Source organism: Thalassospira profundimaris, from assembly GCF_003326755.1.
GTDB lineage: Bacteria > Pseudomonadota > Alphaproteobacteria > Rhodospirillales > Thalassospiraceae > Thalassospira > Thalassospira profundimaris_B.
In genome coordinates this window covers 43,737-66,655 of record NZ_JPWH01000021.1, presented here as the reverse complement: position 1 = coordinate 66,655, position 22,919 = coordinate 43,737, and the positions used below count along the sequence as shown (strand labels likewise).

Annotated in this window: 26 protein-coding genes; 13 read left to right on the top strand and 13 right to left on the bottom strand. The window is 55.6% G+C overall.

Features of this window, described 5'->3' with window-relative positions; genetic code table 11:
• Window positions 1-63 precede the first annotated feature (63 nt).
• The 7 genes from TH25_RS19340 (at window position 64) to TH25_RS19310 (ending at window position 5,551) form a co-directional block, all read left to right on the top strand.
• The gene (locus TH25_RS19340; RefSeq protein WP_114089937.1) at window positions 64-1,173 is read left to right on the top strand and encodes a phage head spike fiber domain-containing protein; all 1,110 of its coding nucleotides are present in this window, start codon (window positions 64-66) and stop codon (window positions 1,171-1,173) included.
• 10 nt (window positions 1,174-1,183) lie between these two features.
• Window positions 1,184-1,591, top strand: a complete 408-nt coding sequence (locus TH25_RS19335; protein ID WP_114089936.1) for a hypothetical protein — start codon at window positions 1,184-1,186, stop codon at window positions 1,589-1,591.
• A 25-nt stretch (window positions 1,592-1,616) separates the two neighbouring features.
• Window positions 1,617-3,104 (top strand): phage terminase large subunit, encoded by a 1,488-nt coding sequence (terL, locus tag TH25_RS19330; protein ID WP_114089935.1) that lies wholly within the window; start codon window positions 1,617-1,619, stop codon window positions 3,102-3,104.
• Between the two features lie 373 nt (window positions 3,105-3,477).
• Window positions 3,478-3,771: a hypothetical protein gene (locus TH25_RS19325; RefSeq protein ID WP_114089953.1), complete on the top strand. Its 294-nt coding sequence runs from the start codon at window positions 3,478-3,480 to the stop codon at window positions 3,769-3,771.
• Between the two features lie 26 nt (window positions 3,772-3,797).
• Window positions 3,798-4,259 carry a cell wall hydrolase gene (locus tag TH25_RS19320; protein ID WP_258549230.1) on the top strand — a complete coding sequence of 154 codons (462 nt, stop codon included), beginning with the start codon at window positions 3,798-3,800 and terminating at the stop codon, window positions 4,257-4,259.
• An 81-nt stretch (window positions 4,260-4,340) separates the two neighbouring features.
• Complete coding sequence (locus TH25_RS19315; RefSeq protein ID WP_114089934.1) at window positions 4,341-4,832, top strand: 3TM-type holin; 492 nt, start codon at window positions 4,341-4,343, stop codon at window positions 4,830-4,832.
• 95 nt (window positions 4,833-4,927) lie between these two features.
• A complete protein-coding gene (locus tag TH25_RS19310) occupies window positions 4,928-5,551 on the top strand; it encodes an exopolysaccharide biosynthesis protein (protein WP_181847720.1) in 624 nt (207 codons plus the stop codon).
• A gap of 70 nt (window positions 5,552-5,621) precedes the next feature.
• Here the strand turns inward: TH25_RS19310 and TH25_RS19305 are convergent, their stop codons facing one another.
• Window positions 5,622-6,323 (bottom strand): glutathione binding-like protein, encoded by a 702-nt coding sequence (locus TH25_RS19305; RefSeq protein ID WP_114089932.1) that lies wholly within the window; start codon window positions 6,321-6,323, stop codon window positions 5,622-5,624.
• A 180-nt stretch (window positions 6,324-6,503) separates the two neighbouring features.
• Here TH25_RS19305 and TH25_RS19300 point away from each other — a divergent pair, with 180 nt between their 5' ends.
• From TH25_RS19300 to TH25_RS19290, 3 genes are all read left to right on the top strand, one after another.
• The gene (locus TH25_RS19300) at window positions 6,504-7,208 is read left to right on the top strand and encodes a glutathione S-transferase family protein (RefSeq protein ID WP_114089931.1); all 705 of its coding nucleotides are present in this window, start codon (window positions 6,504-6,506) and stop codon (window positions 7,206-7,208) included.
• 147 nt (window positions 7,209-7,355) lie between these two features.
• Window positions 7,356-7,658: a type II toxin-antitoxin system HigB family toxin gene (locus TH25_RS19295; RefSeq protein WP_114089930.1), complete on the top strand. Its 303-nt coding sequence runs from the start codon at window positions 7,356-7,358 to the stop codon at window positions 7,656-7,658.
• Between the two features lie 29 nt (window positions 7,659-7,687).
• Window positions 7,688-8,059, top strand: a complete 372-nt coding sequence (locus TH25_RS19290) for a helix-turn-helix domain-containing protein (protein WP_114089929.1) — start codon at window positions 7,688-7,690, stop codon at window positions 8,057-8,059.
• A 63-nt stretch (window positions 8,060-8,122) separates the two neighbouring features.
• Here the strand turns inward: TH25_RS19290 and TH25_RS19285 are convergent, their stop codons facing one another.
• A complete protein-coding gene (locus tag TH25_RS19285; RefSeq protein WP_147253052.1) occupies window positions 8,123-8,713 on the bottom strand; it encodes a hypothetical protein in 591 nt (196 codons plus the stop codon).
• Between TH25_RS19285 and TH25_RS19280 the strand changes: the two genes are divergently transcribed.
• On the top strand, window positions 8,714-9,052 hold the full coding sequence (locus TH25_RS19280; protein ID WP_114089927.1) for a DUF952 domain-containing protein: 339 nt from the start codon (window positions 8,714-8,716) through the stop codon (window positions 9,050-9,052).
• A 20-nt stretch (window positions 9,053-9,072) separates the two neighbouring features.
• Here TH25_RS19280 and TH25_RS19275 read toward each other — a convergent pair whose 3' ends face one another.
• Window positions 9,073-9,306, bottom strand: a complete 234-nt coding sequence (locus tag TH25_RS19275; RefSeq protein ID WP_114089926.1) for a DUF1413 domain-containing protein — start codon at window positions 9,304-9,306, stop codon at window positions 9,073-9,075.
• A 130-nt stretch (window positions 9,307-9,436) separates the two neighbouring features.
• Window positions 9,437-10,549, bottom strand: coding sequence for an NADH:flavin oxidoreductase (locus tag TH25_RS19270; RefSeq protein ID WP_114089925.1), 1,113 nt, complete (start codon window positions 10,547-10,549; stop codon window positions 9,437-9,439).
• A 258-nt stretch (window positions 10,550-10,807) separates the two neighbouring features.
• On the opposite strand from TH25_RS19270, the gene TH25_RS19265 reads away from it, so the two are divergent.
• Together TH25_RS19265 and TH25_RS19260 are read left to right on the top strand one after the other, a co-directional pair.
• Window positions 10,808-12,001 (top strand): quinone-dependent dihydroorotate dehydrogenase, encoded by a 1,194-nt coding sequence (locus TH25_RS19265; protein WP_114089924.1) that lies wholly within the window; start codon window positions 10,808-10,810, stop codon window positions 11,999-12,001.
• Window positions 12,002-12,043: 42 nt separating this feature from the next.
• Window positions 12,044-12,925 (top strand): TIGR01459 family HAD-type hydrolase, encoded by an 882-nt coding sequence (locus TH25_RS19260; RefSeq protein ID WP_114089923.1) that lies wholly within the window; start codon window positions 12,044-12,046, stop codon window positions 12,923-12,925.
• Window positions 12,926-13,007: 82 nt separating this feature from the next.
• Here the strand turns inward: TH25_RS19260 and TH25_RS19255 are convergent, their stop codons facing one another.
• From TH25_RS19255 to TH25_RS19215, 9 genes are all read right to left on the bottom strand, one after another.
• Entirely contained in the window at window positions 13,008-13,865 is an 858-nt protein-coding gene (locus TH25_RS19255) for a D-amino-acid transaminase (protein ID WP_220151460.1), read from the bottom strand.
• Between the two features lie 275 nt (window positions 13,866-14,140).
• Window positions 14,141-14,908 (bottom strand): substrate-binding periplasmic protein, encoded by a 768-nt coding sequence (locus tag TH25_RS19250; protein WP_114089921.1) that lies wholly within the window; start codon window positions 14,906-14,908, stop codon window positions 14,141-14,143.
• A 201-nt stretch (window positions 14,909-15,109) separates the two neighbouring features.
• Window positions 15,110-16,222: an ABC transporter ATP-binding protein gene (locus TH25_RS19245; protein WP_114089920.1), complete on the bottom strand. Its 1,113-nt coding sequence runs from the start codon at window positions 16,220-16,222 to the stop codon at window positions 15,110-15,112.
• An 11-nt stretch (window positions 16,223-16,233) separates the two neighbouring features.
• Window positions 16,234-17,085, bottom strand: coding sequence for a carbohydrate ABC transporter permease (locus TH25_RS19240; protein ID WP_114089919.1), 852 nt, complete (start codon window positions 17,083-17,085; stop codon window positions 16,234-16,236).
• An 18-nt stretch (window positions 17,086-17,103) separates the two neighbouring features.
• Window positions 17,104-18,036: a carbohydrate ABC transporter permease gene (locus tag TH25_RS19235; protein WP_114089951.1), complete on the bottom strand. Its 933-nt coding sequence runs from the start codon at window positions 18,034-18,036 to the stop codon at window positions 17,104-17,106.
• A gap of 5 nt (window positions 18,037-18,041) precedes the next feature.
• Window positions 18,042-19,310: an ABC transporter substrate-binding protein gene (locus tag TH25_RS19230; protein ID WP_114089918.1), complete on the bottom strand. Its 1,269-nt coding sequence runs from the start codon at window positions 19,308-19,310 to the stop codon at window positions 18,042-18,044.
• Window positions 19,311-19,342: 32 nt separating this feature from the next.
• The gene (locus tag TH25_RS19225; RefSeq protein ID WP_114089917.1) at window positions 19,343-20,515 is read right to left on the bottom strand and encodes a PLP-dependent transferase; all 1,173 of its coding nucleotides are present in this window, start codon (window positions 20,513-20,515) and stop codon (window positions 19,343-19,345) included.
• Window positions 20,502-21,221 carry a FadR/GntR family transcriptional regulator gene (locus TH25_RS19220; RefSeq protein WP_114089916.1) on the bottom strand — a complete coding sequence of 240 codons (720 nt, stop codon included), beginning with the start codon at window positions 21,219-21,221 and terminating at the stop codon, window positions 20,502-20,504. The genes TH25_RS19225 and TH25_RS19220 overlap by 14 nt, the downstream gene beginning before the upstream one ends.
• Before the next feature lie 454 nt (window positions 21,222-21,675).
• Window positions 21,676-22,881, bottom strand: a complete 1,206-nt coding sequence (locus TH25_RS19215; RefSeq protein ID WP_114089915.1) for a hypothetical protein — start codon at window positions 22,879-22,881, stop codon at window positions 21,676-21,678.
• Window positions 22,882-22,919: the final 38 nt, after the last annotated feature.

Genomic DNA, 22,919 nt, shown 5'->3' with positions numbered 1-22,919 from the left:
ACCCCGTCTGTTTGTGTAGGCGGGGTTTTTGTTTGCAGCCTATGTAAAAACGGAGCCCGTACTATGGCGATGCGGTTTTTGCCGTTAACGGATTATTTGCAGGTATCACGCGCCAGCAGCACCCTGGCGCGGAACGAGAATGGCGTGATTGCCAGTATTGGAGCCAACCAGCCGGTTTTTGAATTTGATGGCGATGGCCGGGCGCTGGGTCTGCGGATTGAGGGGGCATCGGCCAATTTGCTGCGCCATTCCTGCGATTTTACCCATGCGATGTGGGAAAAAAGCAGCGGTGTGACGGTGCAGCCAAATGCGGGCACAGCGCCGGACGGCAGCAACACTGCCACGCAAATTGATTTTGCCGATGGCGCGGCCAACCTTTATCAGCGGGTCGATAACCTTGCCAGTGGTACGGTTCATGCCTTCGCCATCTGGATGCGGGCAGTTTCGGGCACGGCGGATATAACGCTGGGCGGGGTGAATGGACCATCGCAACATGCCGTAACACTGGGCGAGACATGGCAGCGGGTGGGCTTTGCCGAGGTGGCATCGTCGACAAGCCGGTACCCGAAAATCAGCACGGTGTTAAGCGGAGCGGGTGCATCCGTCCTGGTGTGGAATGCGCAACTGGAAGCCTCCCCCGTTGCCAGCAGTGATATGGTTAGCAATGGCATCCCGGCTGCACGCAATGGCGATGATGTGATGCTGGATCTAACCACCGGCTGGTTTAAGCCCGGCGGTGGAACCCTGTTTTTTGATGTGTGCCTGCCTGCTGCGTGGCAGGGGATTTGGCGGGTGATGCAGCTTTATTCCGCCAGTTTGAATGATGACCATCTGGATTTGGGATATGACAGTGCGGCCAATCAGTTACGCATCAGCCTGCGCAAGGGCGGACAGCAGATCGTGACACAATCGCTGTATGGATCACTGAATCCTGGAACGGGCAACAGGCTAGCCATCGCCTTTGACGATGATGAAATTGCCGTTGCCACCATCAATGGCGTGTTGACATCGCCTGGCGGCTTTGCCCTGCCGCGCAATTTCAGCCATTTGCGCATTGGGTCCTATGGCGGGGCGTCGGGGTTTTTAAATGGCTATGTGCGCGGTTTGTCCTATTGGCCGGGGCGGTTGAATGATGCGCGGTTGCTGGATTTGTGTGCTGGTGGTGCGGCGTAAGGGGCGGGGTATGATCAAAACGGAAGGGGCGGGTTCTGCCGGGCTGCAAGATGCGGACGAACGCAACAATGCGCATGATTCCCGGCTGACGCGGTTGCGCGATGAATTGTTGCGCAGCCTGCCAGCCGACATTCGCCGGGCGCGCAAGGCTTATCACCGGGTGGCCGATGAAGCCGCCGGGGTGATGGATGCCAAGGGGTTTGTCAATTATCAGGCTGCCTGCAAGGCCGCCCTTGCGCATGTGGAAAGCCTGATAAAGCTGTTGCGCGGGGTGCGCGAAGGCGACCTTGTGGGGGATGCGCCAAATGGTGCAACCGGCACAGGGCGCGGGCAAAAACAGACCGATGATAACAGTGATGACATGGCCCGCCTGATCGCCGATGCCCGCAAGGCGCTGCATCGGGTGGGGGAGGATTAAAAACAACAATAAGGGGGGCAAAAGCGTGAGTGTTGAGCGGGCCAGCCTTGCCGAATTTGTCTGGATCTGGAACCGGGTGCTGGGTCTGGAAACACCGGCCCATCACCAGAAAATGGCGCAATGGTTGCAGTACCATCATGATCATGGCCCCAAAGAATTGCTGCTGATGGCGTTTCGTAATAGTGGCAAATCGACAATGGTGGGGCTGTTTTGTGCCTGGCTGCTTTATGGCAACCCGGATTTGCGCATTTTGGTGCTGGCGGCGGATTTGGATCTGGCCAAAAAGATGGTGCGCAATGTGAAACGCATTGTGGAGCGCCATCCGCTTCTAAAACCCGCCATTCCGGCGCGGTTGAGTGACTGGGGGGCGGAACGTTTTACCATCAACCGGCCCGGTGAATTGCGCGACCCGTCGATGCAGGCAGCGGGCATTGGCGGCAATATTACCGGGTCGCGTGCCGATGTGGTGATTTGTGACGATGTGGAGGTGCCCAAAACCTGTGACACCGCGCATAAACGCAGCGAGCTGCGCGAAAAACTGGGCGAGATTTCCTATGTTCTTAGCCCCGGCGGGATGCAGGTTTTTGTTGGCACCCCGCATAGTTATTATTCGATCTATGCCGGTGAAACCCGGCCGGAAACCGGCGAGGATGCCCCCTTTTTGGCGGGGTTTTCACGGTTTTGTCTGCCAATTGTCGATGCCAACGGGCAATCTGCCTGGCCGGAGCGGTTTTCGCAGGCAAAAATTGCCCAAATTCGCGCCCGCACGGCGGCAGGCAAATTTGCCAGCCAGATGATGCTGGAAATGGTGCCACCTGATCAGGGCACGTTGGACCCGGCCCGCTTGCACCCCTATGACGAGGATGCCGAATTTGAAAGTGCCAATGGCGAATTTCGCTTGCGCATTGGGGCGCGGCGCATGGTGGCGGCAAGCTGCCATTTTGACCCTTCCTTTGGCGGCAAGGGGCAGGATGGCGCGGTGGTTGCGGCGGTTTATATTTGCGATCAGGGGGAATATTGGCTGCATGATGTGGCCTATCTTAAAACCAGCGCGGCCCTGTTGGACCAGGAAGATGAAGCCAGCCAGTTATGCCGGCAAGTGGCGGAATTTGTGAAACGCCATCACTTGCCGGTGGTACGGGTGGAAACCAATGGTATTGGCCGGTTTTTACCCAATATTTTGCGCCGTTGCCTGAAACAGGCGGGCTGTGTGGCCTCGGTGGTGGAATGTCATGAAACGCGCAACAAGGAAGCCCGGATTGGCGATGCCTTTGGCGCGGTGCTGGCTGCCGGGCTGTTGCATGGGCACCGCGCCATCTGGCAGGGGCCGTTTATTCGGGAAATGCGCGAATGGCGGCCGGGCGGCGGCAACCGGGATGACGGGCTGGATGCGGTGGCGGGCTGTATTCTGGCCGAACCGGTGCGCCTGCCGCGTGTGACACGGGCCGGGTTTGGCCGCGACTGGCGACCAGGCGGCACCGTTGTGCGGGCCGACCAGGATTTTGTGCCCTGATGCGGACATGTCAGGAACGGTCGAGGGGAGGGGTGTCGGGAAAAATATCGCCTTATGAGTGCAGGGGGTGTTGTTTTTTCCTGTGGGTGTCACAACCTATACTAAAGATATGTATTTTGGGAATTTCTATCCTAAAGGATTGTTTCTTGGGCGTAAGACAGATGAGCCCTGTGCGACATAATTGACAGGATAAGGAGAAGATCAAGAAGATCAGGACGAGATTGGCAGGCGCGAAACGGGCCGTTTTGCACGACCAGTGCAACCGACCGGTTGGCTGCGCCGCCCGCGAGAGGGGGACGTTTCTTAATGGTGAGAAACTCCTGAACTGGCCCGCCGGGGTTTTCCGGCGGGTCTTTTTTTTATGGGGAAAATCATGATCACGGAACCGGTGGATCTGGGCTGGTGGCTGACGATGGTGGAACTGCCGGTACTGGCGGGCCTGTTCTGGCTTATCTGGCGCAGTCGGGGCGAATTTCAGCGCGGGCTTGATCGTGTGTCGGTTGCAGCACAGCGCGATGTGCAGGACACCCGCGAGGCCCTGGCGGGGTTTAAGCTGGATGTGGCGCGCAATTATGTTTCCATCCCGTATTTGAAGGACGTGGAACGCCGGTTAACGGCGCATTTGTTGCGGATCGAGGCCAAACTGGAAAGCCGGGAACAGGGGTGAGTCGTTTGATAGAACAGGAAATCGTCATGACGCATCATATGAAACAAAAAAGTCGCGATGTTGCTGCGCTGGCAGATTTATCACCGGTCGATATTTTGGCCCGTACCCTTTATGGCGAAGCGCGCGGCGAGGAACTGAACGGGATCGAGGCGGTGGCGGCGGTGATTGTGAACCGGGTGGCCTTTGCCAGGGAACGCGGGGGATATTGGTGGGGTAACGATATTGTCAGTGTTTGTTTGAAAAAGGGGCAGTTTTCCTGCTGGAACGCGGGCGACCCGAACCGGGAAAAGCTGTTGCGGGTCAATGATCGCGACCCGGCCTTTCGCCTGTGTCGCCGGGTGGCACGGCGCGCATTGGCAGGCACATTGCCCGACCCTGTGCAGGGTGCGACCCATTATCACACGGTACAGTCCGACCCCTGGTGGGCACGCGGGCATGTGCCGCTTTGTGAAATTGGCAATCATGTTTTTTATGGCGGGATTGGCTAGGGATCCTGTGGGTTTACTGGCATTGGGGCAGGGCGGTGTCGGTTCAATGATGCCGCCGTTTTTGTATGTAGGGGGATGAAAATGATACCGGCAATTCTGGCGCAAATTGGTTTGCCACTTTTGATCAAGGCCGTGGGGGCGGGGCTGGAGGCGATTGACAACCCGGTTGCCAAAAGTACGGCAAAAGGCCTGCGCGATATGCAGGACTTGGTCGGCCAGGGGGATGTGGGGGCCGCGCAAATCGCGGAAGCCAACCGCCATGCCGAAGCAATGATGCAGGCGGAATTAAAGCATGACAGTACCGTGATCAAGGCGGTGAACAAGACCATTCGTGCCGAAATAACGTCCGCCGATGCCTATGTGCGGCGCTGGCGGCCCAGTTTTGGCTATGCCGTGGCCCTGACCTGGATTTTAATGATGGGGGCGATTGCGGCGGCCATCGTGCTGACCCCGACCGAGGCCCCGGCGATTATTGCCGCCCTGGTCAATACCAGCCCGATTTGGGGTGTGGCACTGGCGGTGCTGGGGATTTCGGTGGTCAAACGCAGCAGCGACAAACGAAGGGAGGGTTAGGGCGAACGGGATTGCCGACAGGCATAACGGGTGTGAGAATTCCGTTTTTGGAACCCCATGCGCGCATTTGACGTTGGGTGATTATGAATTATGCCATGTCTGATCGCGAAAATGACGCGCCGAACCCGAATGGGAGCGGTAAAAACCGCAACCCCGTTACCGGTATTATTGACCGGCTGATTGATATTGGCCGGGAGCAGGGCACGGTATCGGTCGGTGAAATGTCCCATGCGCTTAATTATCGCAGTTACGGGCCGTTTTTCCTGATACCGGGGTTGGTTGGCATGTCGCCCCTGGGGGCCTTTCCTGGTATGCCGACGGTGCTGGCGCTGATGATTGCCCTGTTTGCCGGGCAAATTGTGCTGGGGCGACGGCATATCTGGCTGCCGGATATATTGGAACGGCAAAAAGTGGGGGGCGACCGCCTGGAACGGGCAATGAAAAAAATGGATCCGGTGGCGCGCTGGCTGGATCGTCATTTTCATGAACGTCTGGATATTCTGTTTACACGGCGCACGGTGCGCATTGCCGCCGGGATTTGCCTGTTGCTGGTGGTTCCCACACCGTTACTGGAAGTTTTCCCGTTTGCCGCCGCCCTGCCGATGATGGTGGTGACAGGTTTTGGTCTGGCAATGATTTTGCACGACGGGGCGGTGATGATTGCCTCGGGCGTTTTGGTCATTATTGGCCTGATTGCCGGCATTTTTATTGTCGCCTGACTGACCCGGTTGAACAAAGACCCGCCCTGCCGTTGATTGGCAGGGCGGGTTTTTTTTGCGTTTGGGGAAATCAGTTTTGACCGGTTTTGGAATTCTGGCCAAACAGAATTTTTTTGCTTTCTTCGGTCACGGTCGGCGTGAAATGGTCCGCCTTGCCTTTGGCATAGGCATCAATCGTGCCTTTGCGCTCGCCAATGGCGGTAAACCAGCGTTTCAGGTTGGGGAAATCATCCAGGTTCTGCTGCTGGCGTTCATGGGGCACAATCCAGGGATAGCAGGCCATATCGGCAATGGAATAGCCAGTATCGGCAATGAAATCGCGGCCTTCAAGGCGCTTGTTGAGCACCCCGTAAAGGCGGTTGGTTTCATTGACATAGCGATTGATGGCATAGGGGATTTTTTCCGGCGCATAGGTGCCAAAATGGTGGTTCTGACCCAGCATCGGCCCAAGGCCCCCCATCTGCCAGAACAGCCATTCCATCACGGTTTTGCGGCCACGCACGTCTGTTGGCAGGAATTTGCCGGTTTTTTCGGCCAGATATTGCAAAATCGCACCGGATTCAAAAACCGTAATGGCTTCACCGCCATCGGCCGGGGCACGGTCAATGATGGCAGGCATCCGGTTATTGGGCGAAAAGGCGAGGAAGTCGGGCTTGAACTGGTCTCCGGCGCTGATATTTACCGGGTGAATTTCGTAATCCAGTCCTGCCTCTTCAAGAAACATCGTGATTTTGTGGCCGTTGGGTGTGGGCCAGTAATAAAGTTCAATCATCGGACATCCTTTTGAATTGCCATGCCAACATCTGGAGAAATCAGGCACTGTCATTTCCCTGACAGATTTGGGGGGTATCGGCAAGGCTTGCGTTTGATCATCAATAACGCCATTATAGAACGACCGTTTTAAAACTCAAGCTGTTCGCTGGCGTTCTGCCGGTGAAAGGAGGCCTTACCGATGATCCGTTTTTATTTCCACCCCACACCCAATCCGGCCAAAGTTGCCCTTTTTCTTGAAGAAACCGGCCTTGAATACGAAGCCGTGCCCGTTGATACAAAAAAAGGTGAACAGCACAGCGCGGAATTTTTAAAGATCAATCCCAATGGCAAGGTGCCCGCCATTATTGATACGGATGGGCCGGGCGGCACGGATGTGCGCGTGTTCGACAGTTCGGCCATTTTGCTGTATCTGGCGGAAAAAACCGGCAAATTCCTGGGTAAAGATGAAGACCGGGGCGAATTGCTGTCCTGGCTGTTTTTTATTGCCAGCGGGGTCGGGCCTTTTTCCGGGCAGGCGGTGCATTTTCAACATGCCGCCCCGCAACCCAATGACTATGCGATCAACCGTTACCGCCGCGAGATTGAACGGCATTATGGTGTGTTAAATACGCATCTGGCCGGGCGGGATCATCTGGTGGGTGATGATTACACCATTGCCGACATGTCGCTGTGGGGCTGGATTGACCGGGCACCCCATATTATGAAGGGCGAGAGCATTCCGCTTGAAAGTTTCCCGCATCTGGCACGCTGGTTTGATTTTATCAATTCCCGCCAGGCGGTGGAGCGTGTCCGCAATTTGATGACATCGCACAGCTTTAAAACCGAAATGGACGATGTTGCCAAACGCGCCCTGTTTCCGTCGAATTTCGCAAGTCAGGCGTGAACTGAAACAGTCAAACCCGATTTGTGATCAGGCAACGCAATGTTCCGAATTTTGGAACATTGCGTTGCTGTTTGTGTTGCACCGTGCTATTGATACCAAGTGACGGGTTTTGCGCTTGTTCAGTCTGTCATGTGCTGGAGAAATGGCGTGCGGATTATCAAGCGGAGCAGCCTGATTGCCTTTTGGGAAAAACATCCCGAGACGGAACAACCGCTTCGGGCATGGTTTGACCGGGCAAGAAAGGCGGACTGGAAGATAACGCAAGATGTGCTCAAAGAGTTTTCAACCGCGAAGGTTATTAATGGCGAGCGAGTCCGGTTTAAAATTCATGGTAACGATTACCGGTTGATTGTCAGTTTCAGGTTTAGCACCTCTATTGCCTGGATCAAATTTATCGGCACGCATGCCGAATATGACAAAATCGATGCCACCACGGTTGACCAGTTCTAGGGTCAGTTACATGGTTGCAGGAGCAACAGATGCCAAATATCAAGCCAATCCATACCGACGCTGATTATGAAAACGCCCTGGAATTGATGGGCGAGCTGTGGGACGCCGAGGAAGGGACGGAAGCCCACGATCAGCTGGAACTGCTGGGGATTCTTGTTGATAAATATGAAGAACAGCGTTTTCCGATAGCCGCACCCGACCCGGTTGCAGCCGTGCTGTTTTATATGGAACAGAACGGCATTGAGCGGGCGGAACTGGGCCGGGTTTTGGGCAGCCGTTCGCGGGCATCGGAATTTATCAATCGCAAGGCCGGACTCTCGCTGAGGCAAATTCGTATTTTACACGCAAACTGGAATATCCCGGCCGATATTTTAATTCAGCCGGTTGAGCAGACAGGGTAATGGTTTATGGGGCTGTGTCGCTCTTGCCCCTGTTTGTTCGTATTTTTTGTTTTCCGGTTGGATTTACGGGCGAGGAGATTTTGAGGTTCCCCGTTCCTGAATGAGGCGATACATGATCCTTAAAATCGAACCATAAATAACCAATGTCAGAACGATGATGGCGAGAACTTCGTTTCGGGTCGTGAGGTCCCAGTTTTCATAGAGTTCCGACGAGACACCCACCGAAACGGATATGCCGGTATTTAACATGATAAGAATGACGGCAAGCCGGGGCAGGATGTGTTTGTCAAACGCATAATCAAAAACGGCCAGCACAATTAAGAAGTTGGTAACTACGGCATAACCGTTTTCCCAGACGCTGCCCTGGAAAAAGTCCTGGCGCAGGGCGGGAGAGAGCTGAGTGGCAAATGTCCCGAGAAAAATAGCCAGCAGAATAAAGAAAAAAATACGGGCGTAACGTTTTTTCATTTTAATACCAGTTATCAGGCAGCAACTTGCCTTTGTTTTTGTCACTATCTTTAAATTGGAATATTTGGAATATATTTTTGTGGAGATATTGGGGCAGCATGAAAATATTGTGAAAACGGGTTTTTGATATGAGATTTCATTGCCCGGTTGTTGCAGTTGCCCTAATGTGCAGCCATGAACGATCAAATGATTTACCGTGTACTTGGCAGCGATGAATGGGCGAAAGCCGTTGCGCTGGGCGAGTATAAAGGGGCACCGCATGACATTGCGGATGGCTTTATCCATTTTTCCACCCGCGACACACTGGCAGCGACGCTGGCGCTGCATTATGCCGGGCGCGATCATTTGAAATTGTTGCATGTGCCTGTGGCCCCGCTGGCGGCGCATATCAAATGGGAACCGGCACGCGGCGGCACCCTGTTTCCGCATTTATATGCGACGCTGAAGGTGCAAGATGTTTTTCGCGTCGATGATGTGCGCCTGGGCGAGGACGGCGTGCATATTTTGCCCGATGATGTTGGCTAGGCAGGGTGTGACCCTGCCTGTCATAGGCTGTCGGTTTTTTGATAGACCCGTCCGCCGTCTTTTTTGGTGCCGGTATCGGCCACACCGGGGAAATTTCCGGCCCTGACGGCATCAAGAAACTGATGCCCCATTTGAACCTTGTCGCCGATATAAAGGTCATCCCATCCGTTGCCGTAAATTTCAGGGAAATGAAATGTCCTGGCCGGGTGGCGGGCGATATTTTGCTGCAGGCGGCGAATGTCGTCTTCTGTCATTGCGGGCTCCTGTGCGCTTTGGGGCAGGCAGCCTGAACCTACCGTGACAATGTGACAGGAAAATAGCCGGTAACGGAATTTGTATCCGTTACCGGCTGTATTTTGCAGGGTTTTGAAGGATTTCTCAGGATCAGACCAGTTCGGCCAGTGCGGCAGGGGTGAAGGTGTTCACCGTGTCGCCATGACCCTGTTTAACCTTTTGGACCCATTCGGGATCGCTTAGCAGGGCGCGCCCCACGGCAACCAGGTCAAATTCATTGCGCTCCATGCGGGTCAGCAGTTTTTCGATCCCGGCATTGCTGACTTCCTGACCCGAGAACGAGCCGATGAAATCGCCCGAAAGGCCGACCGAGCCGACGCTGATGGTGGCTTTGCCGGTAATTTTCTTGGCCCAGCCGGCAAAGTTAAGGCCATCTTCGCCGTCAATTTCGGGAAATTCCGGTTCCCAGAAACGCCGCTGGGAGCAATGGAAAACATCCACCCCGGCATCGGCCAGCGGGCCAAGCCAGCTTTCCATCTCTGCCGGGCTGGTGGCAAGGCGGGCGGTGTAATCCTGCTGTTTCCATTGTGAAAGGCGCATCAGGACCGGGAAGTCGGGCCCGACGGCCTTGCGCACCGCCGCCACAATTTCAACGGCAAAACGCGACCGCTCGGCAATGGTTTTACCGCCATATTGATCATCACGGTGGTTGGTGCCGTCCCAGAAGAACTGGTCAATCAGATAGCCATGTGCGCCGTGAATTTCGGCCACGTCAAAGCCCAGACGTTTGGCCTCGGCTGCGGCACGGGCAAAGGCGGCAATGGTATCGGCGATGTCTTCGGCGCTCATGGTTTTGCCGCGCGGTTTGTCCGGCGCGACAAGGCCCGATGGGCTTTCAACCTGCGCATCGGGTTCCCAGCCGGACATCCCGGCCACCGACCCGGTATGCCAGATTTGCGGGCCCATTTTACCGCCGGCTGCGTGAACGGCATCAATCACCTTTTTCCAGCCTGCCAGGGCGGCATCGCCATGAAAGAACGGAATGCCGGCTTCATTGCGTGATGCCGGACGGTCAATCACCGTGCCTTCCGACAGGATCAGGCCAACCTGGCCTTCGGCACGGCGTTTGTAATAGGCGGCATTGGCATCGCCAGGAATGCCCGACGGTGCCTTGGAACGGGTCATGGGAGCCATGACGATGCGATTGGCAAGCTCGAGCGACTTGAGCTTGAACGGGGTGAAAAGAATATCGGTTGATGACATGTGATTTCCTTTGGGAAAGAGCTTTTCAGCTTAGATATAAAGATTGTCCCCAAAGTCAATCTGGCAGTGATGACTTTTAAAGCATGGTTTTTTTAAATGTAAGGATGCGCAACTGTCACGGAGGCCGGTGGTAGCGGTTGTGGGGCGGATGCGTTTAAAATAACCCAACAGGGTGGTTTCGATCAGACATGACTTGCCCCCGCCGGTTCACCCGCGTAAGAACAGGGGCAGGAACAGATAAAGAGACGGAGCCAGGCGGTGGGGTGGTATCAATCTTTTGTTTTGCCGATAATACGCTGGACGGACCCGGAATGGGCGCATGGTCTGGCGCTTTGGGCGTTAAAGCATAATCTGGTGCCCAAGCCTGACGGGGCAAATGATGCCAGCCCGGTTCTGGAATGCGAGGTGTTTGGCCGTACATTTGCCAATCCGGTCGGCCTTGCCGCCGGGTTTGATAAAAATGCCGAGGTACCCAACCGGATGCTTGATCAGGGCTTTGGCTTTGTTGAAATCGGATCCGTCACGCCCGAACCCCAACCAGGCAACCGCAAACCCCGCCTGTTTCGCCTTTATTCCGACCGGGCGGTGATTAACCGCATGGGATTTAACAATGAGGGGGCCGCCCTTGTTGCCACCCGCCTGCGCAAACGGGCGCGGCGTGGCATTTTGGGGGCCAATCTGGGCAAAAACAAATATGCCGCCGATGCGACCGAAGATTACGTCAAAGGTGTTCGGGCCCTTGGGCCGTATTGCGATTATCTGGTGGTTAATGTGTCCTCGCCCAACACGCCGGGCTTGCGGGCGTTGCAGGGGCGCGATCCGCTGTTTGACCTGTTGCGCGCCGTGTTGGCAGAACGCGACAAGGCCGCGCCGGGCATTCCGGTTTTATTGAAGGTCGCCCCGGACCTGACCGACGAGGACAAGGCCGATATTGCCGGAGTTGTGCTGGATTTGAAAATTGATGGCATGATTGTCTCGAATACGACCATTGATCGTCCGGTGGGGCTGAACAGCTATGATCAGGCGGAAACCGGCGGGCTTTCCGGCCCGCCGCTGATGGCGCCATCGACCAAGGTTCTGGCCGATTTTTACCAGTTAACCAAGGGGCAGGTGCCGCTAATTGGTGTCGGCGGGATTGCATCGGGCAAGGATGCCTATGAAAAAATCCTCAATGGGGCATCGCTGGTGCAGCTTTATACGGCAATGATTTACAAAGGCCCGGGCCTGGCAGCGGAAATATGTGACGATCTGGAAAAACGCCTGCGTCAGGATGGTTTTGCTTCGGTCGCCGATGCGGTGGGGGCGGCTTTCCCGGAAATCAGTGGCAAACATGCCGCGATTGATGAAGTGCAGGCGGCCAAAAACACGGCCCCGCAACCCGATAAAACACAGGCTGCCACGCCGGATGCTGCAAAACAGGCGGCAAAGCCGGAAACGGCCACACAGGATTGATCTGCCCTTCGTCTCATCCGTAATTCCCAGGAGAAAACCGAGATGCCGCAAACGCCCTATCAGATGATTAATGGCCTGTCCGAGGTGATCGGCAATTATGATGCGGTGATTCTGGATTTATGGGGTGTCGTGCATGACGGGGTTACGCCCTATCCCAATTCGGTTCCGGCGATGAAGGCCCTGAAAGAGGCCGGTATTCCCGTGGCCCTGTTGTCCAATGCGCCGCGCCGCTCCAGCGTTGTGGTCGCCCGGATGGAAGAAATGGGGATTGACCGGGGCCTGTATGGCCCGGCGGTGGCATCGGGCGAGATTGCCTATCATCAACTGCGCGACCGGGTGGATGCCTGGTATGGCAAACTGGGGCGCAAGGTGTTTCGGGTGGGGCCGGTGCGCGATCATTCGATGTTTGAAGACCAGGATGTCGAGGTGGTGGACACGCTCGACGAGGCCGACTGGATGCTTGTCACCGGCCCGGATGACGACCATGACCCGGTGTCAAAATATGAAGACATGCTGCATTTGGCCCTGTCGCGGGATTTGCCAATGCTGTGCCCGAACCCGGACCGCGAGGTAATTCGCGGGGGCGAGCGTATTATTTGCGCCGGTGCCATTGCGGGCCGGTACGAGGAACTGGGCGGGGATGTGCGCTGGGAAGGCAAGCCGCTGGCGAGTGCCTATGATTTTTGCCTGCAGGCCTTTGATATGGGGCCGGATGCCCGCCTGCTGGTGGTGGGAGATTCGCTTTCAACCGATGTGGCCGGGGCCAATGCCGCCGGGCTGGATATTGCCTTTGTCACCGGCGGTATCCATGCCGAGGAACTGGATGCCCCGCGTGGTACCCTGCCGGACAAGGCCCGGCTCGATCAGCTTCTGGAAGTGACAGGCCGCCATGTCACCTATGCAATGGGTGATTTTTGCTGGTAAGGTTTGCCAGAATGCTGAAATGACAAAATAAAACGCCGCCTGATCGATCGTCAGGCGGCGTTTTTGTTGCGCGTATCGGGTCTTAGATGGCGGCGGCGCGATTGGCTTCGATATAGATTTCGCGCAGGCGTTTGGCGATCGGGCCGGGCACGCCGTCGCCGATTTTTGCCCCGTCAATTTCAATGACCGGATAGACAAAGGACGAGGCCGAGGTGATGAAGGCTTCTTTTGCCTTTTGGGCTTCGGCAATGCTAAAGGCGCGTTCTTCAACCTTCAGGTCCAGTTCGGCCGCACATTGCAAAATCGCCTTGCGGGTAATGCCGTGCAGAATGTCGTTGGACAGTTCGCGGGTGATGATGGTGTTGTTTTCATCGACGATATAGGCGTTGTTCGATGACCCTTCGGTCACTTTGCCATCGAGCACCAGCCAGGCATCGTCCGCGCCCTTTTTTGCCGCTTCGTTTTTGACCAGCGACGAATAAAGCAACTGAACGGTTTTGATGTCGCAGCGGCGCCAGCGTTGATCGGGGAAGCTGGCAACCTTCAGGCCGCGTTCGGCAGCAGGACTTTTGACCAGTGATTTGGACTGGGTGAACAAAACGATCGTCGGTTTGACATCGGCGGACGGGAACATGAAATCGCGGTCGGCAGCGGCCCCGCGCGACACCTGAAGGTAAATCATGCCTTCTACAAGGTCGTTTTTGCGGATCAGTTCGCGGTGGATTTCCAGCAGGGCATCCTTATCGACCGGATAATTGATGCCGAGTTCCTTAAGCGAACGTTCCAGCCGGGCAATATGCCCGTGAAAGTCGATCAGTTTGCCATCCAGCACAGAGGTGACTTCATAGACACCGTCCGCAAACAGAAAGGCGCGGTCAAAAATTGAAACGGATGCTTCGTTTTCCGGCACATAGTTGCCGTTGACATAAACAGTACGCATTATTCATTCCCTGTCGGTTCAGATCGGCGGTGGATCCCGAAAATCAATGGGGTGTTTCCCGCGATGTGTGCCTGCCAATTCTGTTTTGATGCAGGCAGTGCAATATTGATTATCAGATAGCACACCGCCGCCATGATTGTCGCGAGGCGCATGAATTGTTGCGTGAAAAAGGTGGATTGTTGCTGTTTTTGGCCGCCAATTACCGTCGCGATGGTGGAGGGTGGCGTTTTTCGTTTGAAATATCGCAGAATATTCTAATTTTCTGCCGCTGGACCTTAATTGGTCATCACCAGACCATGCTTGTGAACCAGTTTGGCGAAGGTGCCATCGGTTTTGATCTCTTGCAGGCCGCGATTGAATTTTTCAAGCAGCACGCGGGTTTGCGGATAATCCTTTGACGTCATCAGAAACAACCCTTCGCCTGCGACCAGCGGTTTTTCCAGGGTATAGAATTTGGCGACTTCTTCGGGCGGAAAGAGGCTTTCAATCATGTACCAGCCCATTGTGGTGGCCGTTGAAAACAGATCGATGCGACCATGTTGCAAAAGCTGGAAATTCTGTTCTTCGGAAAGGGCATAAGTCACATCCAGCCCGGCCTGTGTGAACCAGGGTTCATAATAATAGCCCTGAATGCCACCAAGGCGATAAGGCTGCAAATCTGTCAGGGTGTCGAATTTGATCGGGGGTTTGCTGCCATCGGCGCTATAGGCAAAGAAATGCGAGTCCGCCAGATAAAGGGGGTCGGAAAATAAAAAGCTTTCCTGGCGGGTTGCCGTCTTGCGATAGGGAATGGTCCCCCACGCAATTTCTTCGGCGACCATCTGTTCACAGCGTTTCCAGGGATAAAAGTGAAATTCGAAATTGATATTAATGCGATTTCCGATTTCGTCGAACAGGTCGCGCAGAAAAGAACTGTTATTGTCCTCGGTGACATAGGGCGGGTAGTGGTTGGTCGCAATAACAAGAGTCTGACGCGCGTGCGATGTCGCGGTCATCAAAAAAAGGCTGACGGCAAAAAGCAGGATTTTGCCAAGCGTTCCCATGATATTGCTTCCGGTGCTGTGTATTTCCGAGATATAGAAACTTTCTGGTCGGCACTCCTGAATTTTATGTGGGGACGTAAACGCAACGTGTGAAGAGGCTGACTTCCCCGAAGCCAGAAAAGACAGCCTATCACATTTTCTGGCGTTTTTTTACATTTGAGGCTTTATAATTCCGCCCCTGCCAGCAAAAATCTCTCGATCTCAGGTCTGTTGAGTATGGCGCGGTTCATTTAGGGGCAACAGGCGCTGTTCGCTTTGGCGGTCAAAGATATGTGTTTTGTCCATGTTAAAGGCAATCTGGACCTGGCTGCCAATGGCAAGGTCCGGCCTTGCCAGGGTAAAGATTTTAACCGGTTTTCCCGCCAGCGTAACATGCACCAGCGTTGAAAGCCCCATTGGTTCAATCAGTTCGACGTTCGAGCTGACCGCCGGTCTGGAGCCATCTTGGACAATGTCGATATGTTCGGGCCGCGCGCCGAGGGTAATATGCTGGCCATTTTCGGCCTGCGGGGAGGGCAAAACAGGAATAACAGTGCCATCCTCAAGCGTAATAGCCGCCTTGTCCCCCTCGGCCTGATAGATACCCTCAAGGAAATTCATCGCCGGTGAGCCAATGAAGGACGCGACAAAAATGTTGGCGGGCCGGTCATAAATCTCAAGCGGGGTGCCAACCTGCTGCACAATGCCGTTATACATGGCGACAATGCGGTCCGCCATTGTCATGGCTTCGATCTGGTCATGGGTGACATAAACCGATGTTGCGCCAAGGCGGCGGTGCAGTTTGCGGATTTCGGTGCGCATCTGTTCGCGCAGGCGGGCATCCAGGTTTGATAGTGGTTCGTCAAACAAAAATGCCTGGGGCTGGCGGACAATGGCGCGGCCCATCGCCACACGCTGGCGCTGCCCACCCGACAGGGCCTTGGGGCGGCGCTCAAGCAGGGCATTCAGGCCCAGCACACCCGCCACATTTTCAATGGCGCTGGCGACTTTTTCCTTTGCCGTTTTACGCAGGGTCAGCGCGTAGCTCATATTTTCGGCAACCGACATGTGCGGGTAGAGCGCATAGGACTGAAACACCATCGCAATGTCGCGGTCCTTGGGTTGCAGGTCGTTGATAACGGTGCCACCGATGCTGATGTCGCCCGAGGTGATGTCCTCCAGCCCCGCGATCATGCGCAAAAGGGTGGATTTGCCACAGCCCGACGGACCGACAAGAACGATGAATTCACCGTCCTGAATATCAAGATTGATGCCGTGCAGCACATCGACAGCACCATAGCTTTTGCGGGCATTGGTAATTTCAATAGAAGCCATTTTGTCCTCGTTTATCCTTTGACCGCGCCCGCCGTCAGCCCCTGGACCAGATAACGCTGGATCAGCAGGAAGAAGGCGCAGGCCGGGATCAGGGCCAGCACACCGGCGGCCATCATTTGTCCGAAATCGACACCGAATTTGGAAACGAAACTGAGCAATCCGACCGGGAAGGTAGAGGCCGATTCACTGCTGACCAGCATCAGCGCAAATAACAGTTCCGACCAGGCAGCGGTAAAGACAAAGCCCAGGGTGGCGGCAATGCCCGGCAGGGTCAGCGGCAGGATGATGCGGCGGAATGCCTCAAACCGGGTGTTGCCATCAATCATGGCGGCTTCTTCCAGGTCCTTGGGGATCCCGTCAAAGAAGGACTGCATCAGAAAGGTGGCAAAGGGCACGTTAAAGGCGGTGTACACAATGATCAGGCCGGTCAGGCTGTCGGTCAGGCCCAGTGGGGCGAGAATGCGGAAAATGGGCGCAATCAGCATCACCAGCGGGAACATCTGCGTGATCAGCATCAGCGCGACAATGATGATTTTGCCGCGAAAGCGAAACCGCGAAAAGGCATAGCCGGTGACAGCGGCAATGATGCAGGTGAAAAACGCGGTGCTGCCCGACACGATCACCGAATTCATGAAGTAATGCGGGAAATTGCTTTGCGTCATCACGAAGGTGTAATTGTCCCATGTCGTGCGTGACGGCCACATTCGCACCCCTTCAGTATACAGGATGTCGTTGGGTGTTACCGATACCTTCAAAAGCCAGTAAAGTGGAAAAAGCGCAAAAACGACAAAGGCGGCAATCATCAGGTAATGGGTGCCCCAGTAAACCGTTTTGCGAAGCGCGGAGTTTCCCGGCGTTGACATGTCCGAATTCCTTTGGGGTTAACTATCAGCGTGGGTCATCGCACGGCGCAGCGCAATCACGCCCAGCGCATAGGCCAGCAACAGCACAAGCAATACGGCCGCAATGGCCGAGGCATAACCAAAGTCCAGACGGCGAAACGCCTGGGTGAAAATGTAGCTGGCAACGATTTGCGTTGAATCCGCCGGGCCGCCCTTGGTCATCACCACAATCAGATCGGCGAAATTGGCAATCCAGATGGTGCGCAGCATCAGCGTGATCGCGATGGTGGGGGCGAGGAAGGGAATGGTGATGCTGAAAAACTGCTGGCGGGTATTGGCCCCGTCAATGGATGCGGCCTCATAAAGCTCGCCCGGGATGGATTGCAGGGCGGCCAGCAGGGTGATGGCAAAAAACGGAATGCCAAACCAGATATTGGCGACAATCGGCCCCCACATCGCAAGGTCCGGGTCGGACAGGATGTTAAAGGGGGTTTCCATAATCCCCAGGCTGACCATCCAGTGGGGCAGCGGACCCACCACCGGGTTAAACATCCAGGCCCAGTTCAGACCTGAAAGGAAGGTTGGCACCGCCCAGGGCAGAAATACCAGCGCCTGCACCAGGCGACGGCCAACAAAATGGCGGTTCAGCAGCAAGGCCAGTACCAGCCCCAGCGTGAACTGGAAAAACAGCGAGCCAAAGGTCCACCAGGCCGTGTTGACCAGCGCGCCCAAAAAGGCGCTGTCGTGCATCAGGGTCTGGAAATGGGCCAGGCCGACAAACCCGCCACTAAACGGGTTGAGAATGCGAATATCGCGAAACGCATAGCTAAGGCCGAGGATAAGCGGCATCAGCATCACGGCAACAATCAGCACCAGGGCCGGCGAAACGTAATAATAGGGTTCGAGAATGCCGGAAACCCTGCGGGAAAAGACGCCCCGCCTTGCGGCGGGACGATTTCCGACATCAGTCATGGTATTCACGGCTTGCTCGCCATCCATTTCTGCTGGGCCGGGGTCAGGTAATCGGCCCACTGTTTGCCCAGTTCTTCGGGGGTGATGCGGCCCAAAAGGGCTTCCTGGCTGGTACGAATGACCAGGGAGTCCTTGAAATAGGCAAATTCTTCAAGATGGGTTGGCATGACGGTCGGGTGAACATCGGGGTCGGACAGTTCGTCAAACCAGCCTTTGAACTGCTCCGAGGCAAAGAACGGGTCTGATTCAGCACCTTTGTAAATCGGAAGTGCGCCGATACGCTTGTTCCAGGTCAGGTTGGAATCCTTGCTTTCGAGATGCGCAATCAGTTTCCAGGCTTCATCTTTATGTTCGCTGGAGCTGAACATGGACCACCCGGCATAGCCAATGGTGGGAAATGCCTTGCCAGACGGGCCTTTGGGCATGGTGGTAACGCCAAAATCATCGGCCTTCATGCGGCTGGCAATCGCGATCAGGGCATCGGGGTCCTGATCAAGCATGGCACAGGTGCCCGAATAGAAACCGGCGACAATTTCGTTAAAGCCCCAGTTCAGGCTGTCTTTGGGCGCCAGCCCGTCCTTGTAAAGATCGACAACAAATTTCAGGCCCTTGACCCAGCCATCGGAATCAAAGGTGCTTTGACCGTCTTTGGTGAAAAATTCGTTGGAACCGGCGGCAGTTGCGCCAAACATCACCCAGCCATTCAGCCCGCCGGGGCCACCACGCAGGCAATAGCCATATTTGCCAGGCAGTGCCGAAACCTTTTTGGCAGCTTCGTGGAAATCATCCAGCGTTTTGGGAACTTCGGTAACGCCGGCTTCCTTGAACAGCTTTTTGTTATAAAACAGGGCGCGCAGATAAAAACCATAAGGCAGCATATAGGCGGTATCGCCCGCAGCACGGCCAAATTCCAGGGTGCGTGAATTCAGGTTTTGGGTCGCGTCCCAGTCCTTGAGGTAGGGTTCCAGGCTTTCAAGCGCCCCGTTATTGGCATAAAGGGTCAGCCAGGTATCGGGCATTTCAACCACATCGGGTGTTTGGCCTGCCGAAACCATTGTGGCGAATTTTTCAAATGCCTGCCCCCAGGGCAGCGATGTGATTTCCACAGTCACACCGGGATTGGCATCCTCGTATTCCTTGACCAGGTTTTTAAGGGTTTCGGTTCGTTCCGGGCTGGTGATGACCTCAACCAGTTTAAGGGTGGTATCGGCATAGGCATGGCTGGCGAGTGCAAGCGATGCTGCCCCTGCCAGGATTGTTGCTTTCCAGTTCATGATAGTTTCCCTGATATGTAACGTTTTGTTATTTAAAGGGCGGCATCAATGGCGGCAGACAGGTCCGACCACAGATCGTCTGCATCCTCGAGGCCGACATGAAGGCGGACAAGATTTTCGGGCACATTGAAACGCAGTGCCGAATTCGGACCGCCGATTTGGGCCCGCGTGATCAGGGCGGGCACCATCAGGCTTTCATGCCCGCCCCAACTGACCCCGATTTTGAAAAGGCCCAGGGCATCGCAAAAAAGCGGGATGTTGACGCGGGGTGAAAATTCAAACGAAAACAGGCCCGAAGCCCCGGTCAAACCATCGGGCATGTTGCGGCCCAGGGTCGGGTGATGCACGGCGGTGACTTCGGGATGCGCGGCAAGTTTTTGCGCAATCGCCAGCCCGGAACGCTGATGTTCGCGCATGCGGGCGGGCAGGGTGCGCAAACCACGCAGCAAAAGCCAGGCGTCAAAGGCCGAAAGCTTGCCGCCCAGATAGGGTAAAATCTGCCCGCGCAGGCGACCGATAAAATCGCGGCTGCCTGCCACCACACCAGCCACCACATCGCTGTGCCCGCCCAGATATTTGGACGCGGAATGAATGACAACATCGCAGCCCAGTGTGGCGGGTTGCTGAAAAACCGGCGAGGCCCAGCTATTGTCGATCATCGAAACCGCGCCATGTTCCCGCGCGATGGCGCACAGTTTGGCAATGTCATGGACATGAAAGGTCCAGGAGGTCGGGCTTTCAAGATAAAGCAGCTTGGCACCCGGCATGGCCTTTGCCACGGCATCACTGTCGCGGCCATCAACATACTCAACGCTGACATTCAGATCCTTGAGCATCATTTCAAAGAAACGATAGGCATCGGGGTAAACATGTTCGACCGAAACAATCCGGTCGCCCGGTTTGACCACCGAAAGAACCGAGGACGAGATCGCCGCCATGCCGCTGGCAAAGCCAAGGGCATCCTCGGTTTTTTCCAGTTTGGCGATTTTTTCCTCGAAGGCGCGCACGGTGGGGTTCAGGCCCCGGCTGTAAACCGGGCGCACCTTTTTGCCTGAATAGGTTTCTTCCATATCGGCAAAGGAATTAAAGGTGAACAGCGAGTTTTGAAAAATCGGCGGCACCACGGCATTGGCGAAATGGTGTTCGTCATGGGCCACGGTGGTGGCGGGGGATGATGCGCTCATGTGGGGCTTACTGGTGTTCATTGGACATTCTCACGATGTCGTTCTCGACGACTTCAAGGATGGCGAGGGTATGCTTGCGCGCGCTTTCAGGGTCGCGCCGTTCGATGGCTTCAAACAGCATGCGGTGAAATTCAAAGGAATCCCGGGCAAAATCGGGCCGGTTAAACGGGGTGTTAAAAAAGGAAGCAAAGGCTTCGCGCATCTGACCCAGCAACTGTTCAAATAGCGGGTTGCCCGATGCCTTGTAGATCGACAGGTGAAACACCAGGTCGGCTTCCCCGGCGGTTCCCTCGCGCAGATGTACTGCTTCCATATGGTCAAGGGCGGTGCGCATTTCCTCGATGTCTTCCGGGGTGGCGCGCTTGGCGGCGAGAACGCTGGCTTCGCATTCCAGCCCGCGGCGGACTTCCAGGGTTTGCAGCAGCCCGTCGCGCTGGCTGGCAATGGCAAGGGGCATGTAAACGGTTTTTTCCGTGACGGCCCGTTTAAGGTAGGTGCCCGATCCACGGCGGATTTCGACAATCCCCAGGGCCTGCATGTGGCCAATTGCCTCGCGGATGCTGGAGCGGCCGACCTGAAGCCCTGTCATCAATTCGCGTTCCGGCGGCAGTCGGTCGCCCGGTTTAAGCCCGGCTTCGACGATAAAGCTGGTCAATGCTTCGAGAATGGCGTCCCGGCGCCCGGAAGACGCAATCGGTGTAAAGCCGGTATCCGTTGTGTTTGCCACACTGCGATCCCTGAATTGTGGTTTTGTGTCTGTGGCGGTTTCTGTTTGGTATGTTGTCCGACATCAGACGTCAGACCAATTTTGGGAAAGGACGATCCCATGTCAAGTTTTATGAAATGGAAAGGCAGTTTTTATCGGCTTTGCGACATAAAATTACAAACCGTGATGGTTTTGGCCTGTTTCGTTAATCAGGGCCGGTCTTTTGCAATCTGCGGCCCGCGGGGGCGGTTTTGATTAAAAAACAGAATAACCGGGGTCGTGATTTCGTTTTTGGTTTTGATGCAGGTTCATCCCCATCCGGGGGACCACATGCGACTCCTGTTACCTGTTTCGTCCGGGCATCGTTGCCCGGCAATGAAGGCGGACAGAGGTGCCCGTTGCAAAAAACCGCAAACCGGCGGATGCCAGCTTGCGGTTTGCGGGGGTATGTCACATTCGGGGCGGTTGATCGCTGTCAGCTTCCCGGGCCGGTCATGATTGTGCGGCCATTGACCAAAATGCGGCCATCGGCCTGCAATTGCAGTTTGTATGCGTCGGTTCCCTGCTTGCCCGGTGTGCCGGCGGCAAGGCCATCGACAGCCGGGGGAAACAGCGCGCCCAAAATGGTCGGTTTTTGCGGGGTGCCCAATAATGTTTCAAGCTGGTCACGGCCAACCAGATTTAAATCCAGCGTGCCACGAAAACCATATGCGGCATTTTTCTGCGGCACAAATTCGCCGGTTCCAGCGGCTTCAAGATTGCGACTTTCGACATACAGGTCTTCAATATCAATCGGTTTGCCGGTTTTAAGGGCCTCGTGCCAAAAGGCATTGGCAATTGTGTTGCGCACCTGTTCGGGGTTTTCACCTGCCAGCAGGCGGGTCAGGCCGTTTTGCAGCATGGGCCGGGTTTGGGACCATTTCACCCCGGTCGCATGGCCCTTAAGGCGGACGGTGCGGGGCTGGAACAGGCCGGGCACCCACAGGCCGTCATGGGAATAATTCAGCCGGGTGGTCCCGTCGCGGTCGGGATAGAGCGACAGGCTGGCCGCCTTCATCGCCCCCTGTTTTTCCCGGTTGGGACCGGTCCATTCCGCATTGTGCCATGCCAGATCGATTTTCTGTTTTAACCATGTCACGGCCAACCCGTTTAAAAACCAGTGCTGGCGCGATACCGGCTCGTCCGCCCCGACAAAGGCGGCAAGGCCGCTAAAGCCTTCCGGGCTGGCGGTTTTGGTGTTCCAATACAGGGTGCCGTGGGCGTCATGCAGGGTCAGGTTGCGCTGATCGATGGTTTCTTTGGCGTCAATCCGGCCTTTTTCCGGCAGGGTGATGTTGATGATTGCCTGTTGTGGGGTATCCGGGGCGTCTTTGACGTCGATTTGCACATTGTTCATCACCAGATCGCGATTGCCGTCATAGGTGCCAAGCGGCACATGCACATCGTTAAACCCGAAACGGGCCACGCCGTTTTGGGCGGTGGCGGTTTTTTCCGTTGCAGTGATGTCATGCTGTGCCATGATTTTTTGCACAATGGCGCGGGCCTGCGCCACCTCCATTGCCAAGGCGGCACGGGGCAGGGCCAGCAGGGCCACGAGCGACAGCCCGATGCCCAGCCCGGCAATCGGGGACAGGCGCGCGGCAACGGGGCGGTATGGGGGGAAAAGGGTGGCCAGAGTCATTTAAAATGGTCTCGCTGGTCATGAAACAATGATGGCAT

Coding starts and splice junctions, on each gene's coding strand:
- TH25_RS19215 (WP_114089915.1), bottom strand. CDS start 22,881: ATGACTCTGGCCACCCTTTTCCCCCCATACCGCCCCGTTGCCGCGCGC.
- TH25_RS19240 (WP_114089919.1), bottom strand. CDS start 17,085: ATGTCAACGCCGGGAAACTCCGCGCTTCGCAAAACGGTTTACTGGGGC.
- TH25_RS19270 (WP_114089925.1), bottom strand. CDS start 10,549: ATGTCATCAACCGATATTCTTTTCACCCCGTTCAAGCTCAAGTCGCTC.
- TH25_RS19320 (WP_258549230.1), top strand. CDS start 3,798: ATGACGCATCATATGAAACAAAAAAGTCGCGATGTTGCTGCGCTGGCA.
- TH25_RS19300 (WP_114089931.1), top strand. CDS start 6,504: ATGATCCGTTTTTATTTCCACCCCACACCCAATCCGGCCAAAGTTGCC.
- TH25_RS19225 (WP_114089917.1), bottom strand. CDS start 20,515: ATGAACACCAGTAAGCCCCACATGAGCGCATCATCCCCCGCCACCACC.
- TH25_RS19315 (WP_114089934.1), top strand. CDS start 4,341: ATGATACCGGCAATTCTGGCGCAAATTGGTTTGCCACTTTTGATCAAG.
- TH25_RS19245 (WP_114089920.1), bottom strand. CDS start 16,222: ATGGCTTCTATTGAAATTACCAATGCCCGCAAAAGCTATGGTGCTGTC.
- TH25_RS19290 (WP_114089929.1), top strand. CDS start 7,688: ATGCCAAATATCAAGCCAATCCATACCGACGCTGATTATGAAAACGCC.
- TH25_RS19335 (WP_114089936.1), top strand. CDS start 1,184: ATGATCAAAACGGAAGGGGCGGGTTCTGCCGGGCTGCAAGATGCGGAC.
- TH25_RS19275 (WP_114089926.1), bottom strand. CDS start 9,306: ATGACAGAAGACGACATTCGCCGCCTGCAGCAAAATATCGCCCGCCAC.
- TH25_RS19255 (WP_220151460.1), bottom strand. CDS start 13,865: ATGCGTACTGTTTATGTCAACGGCAACTATGTGCCGGAAAACGAAGCA.
- TH25_RS19305 (WP_114089932.1), bottom strand. CDS start 6,323: ATGATTGAACTTTATTACTGGCCCACACCCAACGGCCACAAAATCACG.
- TH25_RS19230 (WP_114089918.1), bottom strand. CDS start 19,310: ATGAACTGGAAAGCAACAATCCTGGCAGGGGCAGCATCGCTTGCACTC.
- TH25_RS19325 (WP_114089953.1), top strand. CDS start 3,478: ATGATCACGGAACCGGTGGATCTGGGCTGGTGGCTGACGATGGTGGAA.
- TH25_RS19340 (WP_114089937.1), top strand. CDS start 64: ATGGCGATGCGGTTTTTGCCGTTAACGGATTATTTGCAGGTATCACGC.
- TH25_RS19260 (WP_114089923.1), top strand. CDS start 12,044: ATGCCGCAAACGCCCTATCAGATGATTAATGGCCTGTCCGAGGTGATC.
- TH25_RS19250 (WP_114089921.1), bottom strand. CDS start 14,908: ATGGGAACGCTTGGCAAAATCCTGCTTTTTGCCGTCAGCCTTTTTTTG.
- TH25_RS19235 (WP_114089951.1), bottom strand. CDS start 18,036: ATGACTGATGTCGGAAATCGTCCCGCCGCAAGGCGGGGCGTCTTTTCC.
- TH25_RS19310 (WP_181847720.1), top strand. CDS start 4,928: ATGTCTGATCGCGAAAATGACGCGCCGAACCCGAATGGGAGCGGTAAA.
- TH25_RS19280 (WP_114089927.1), top strand. CDS start 8,714: ATGATTTACCGTGTACTTGGCAGCGATGAATGGGCGAAAGCCGTTGCG.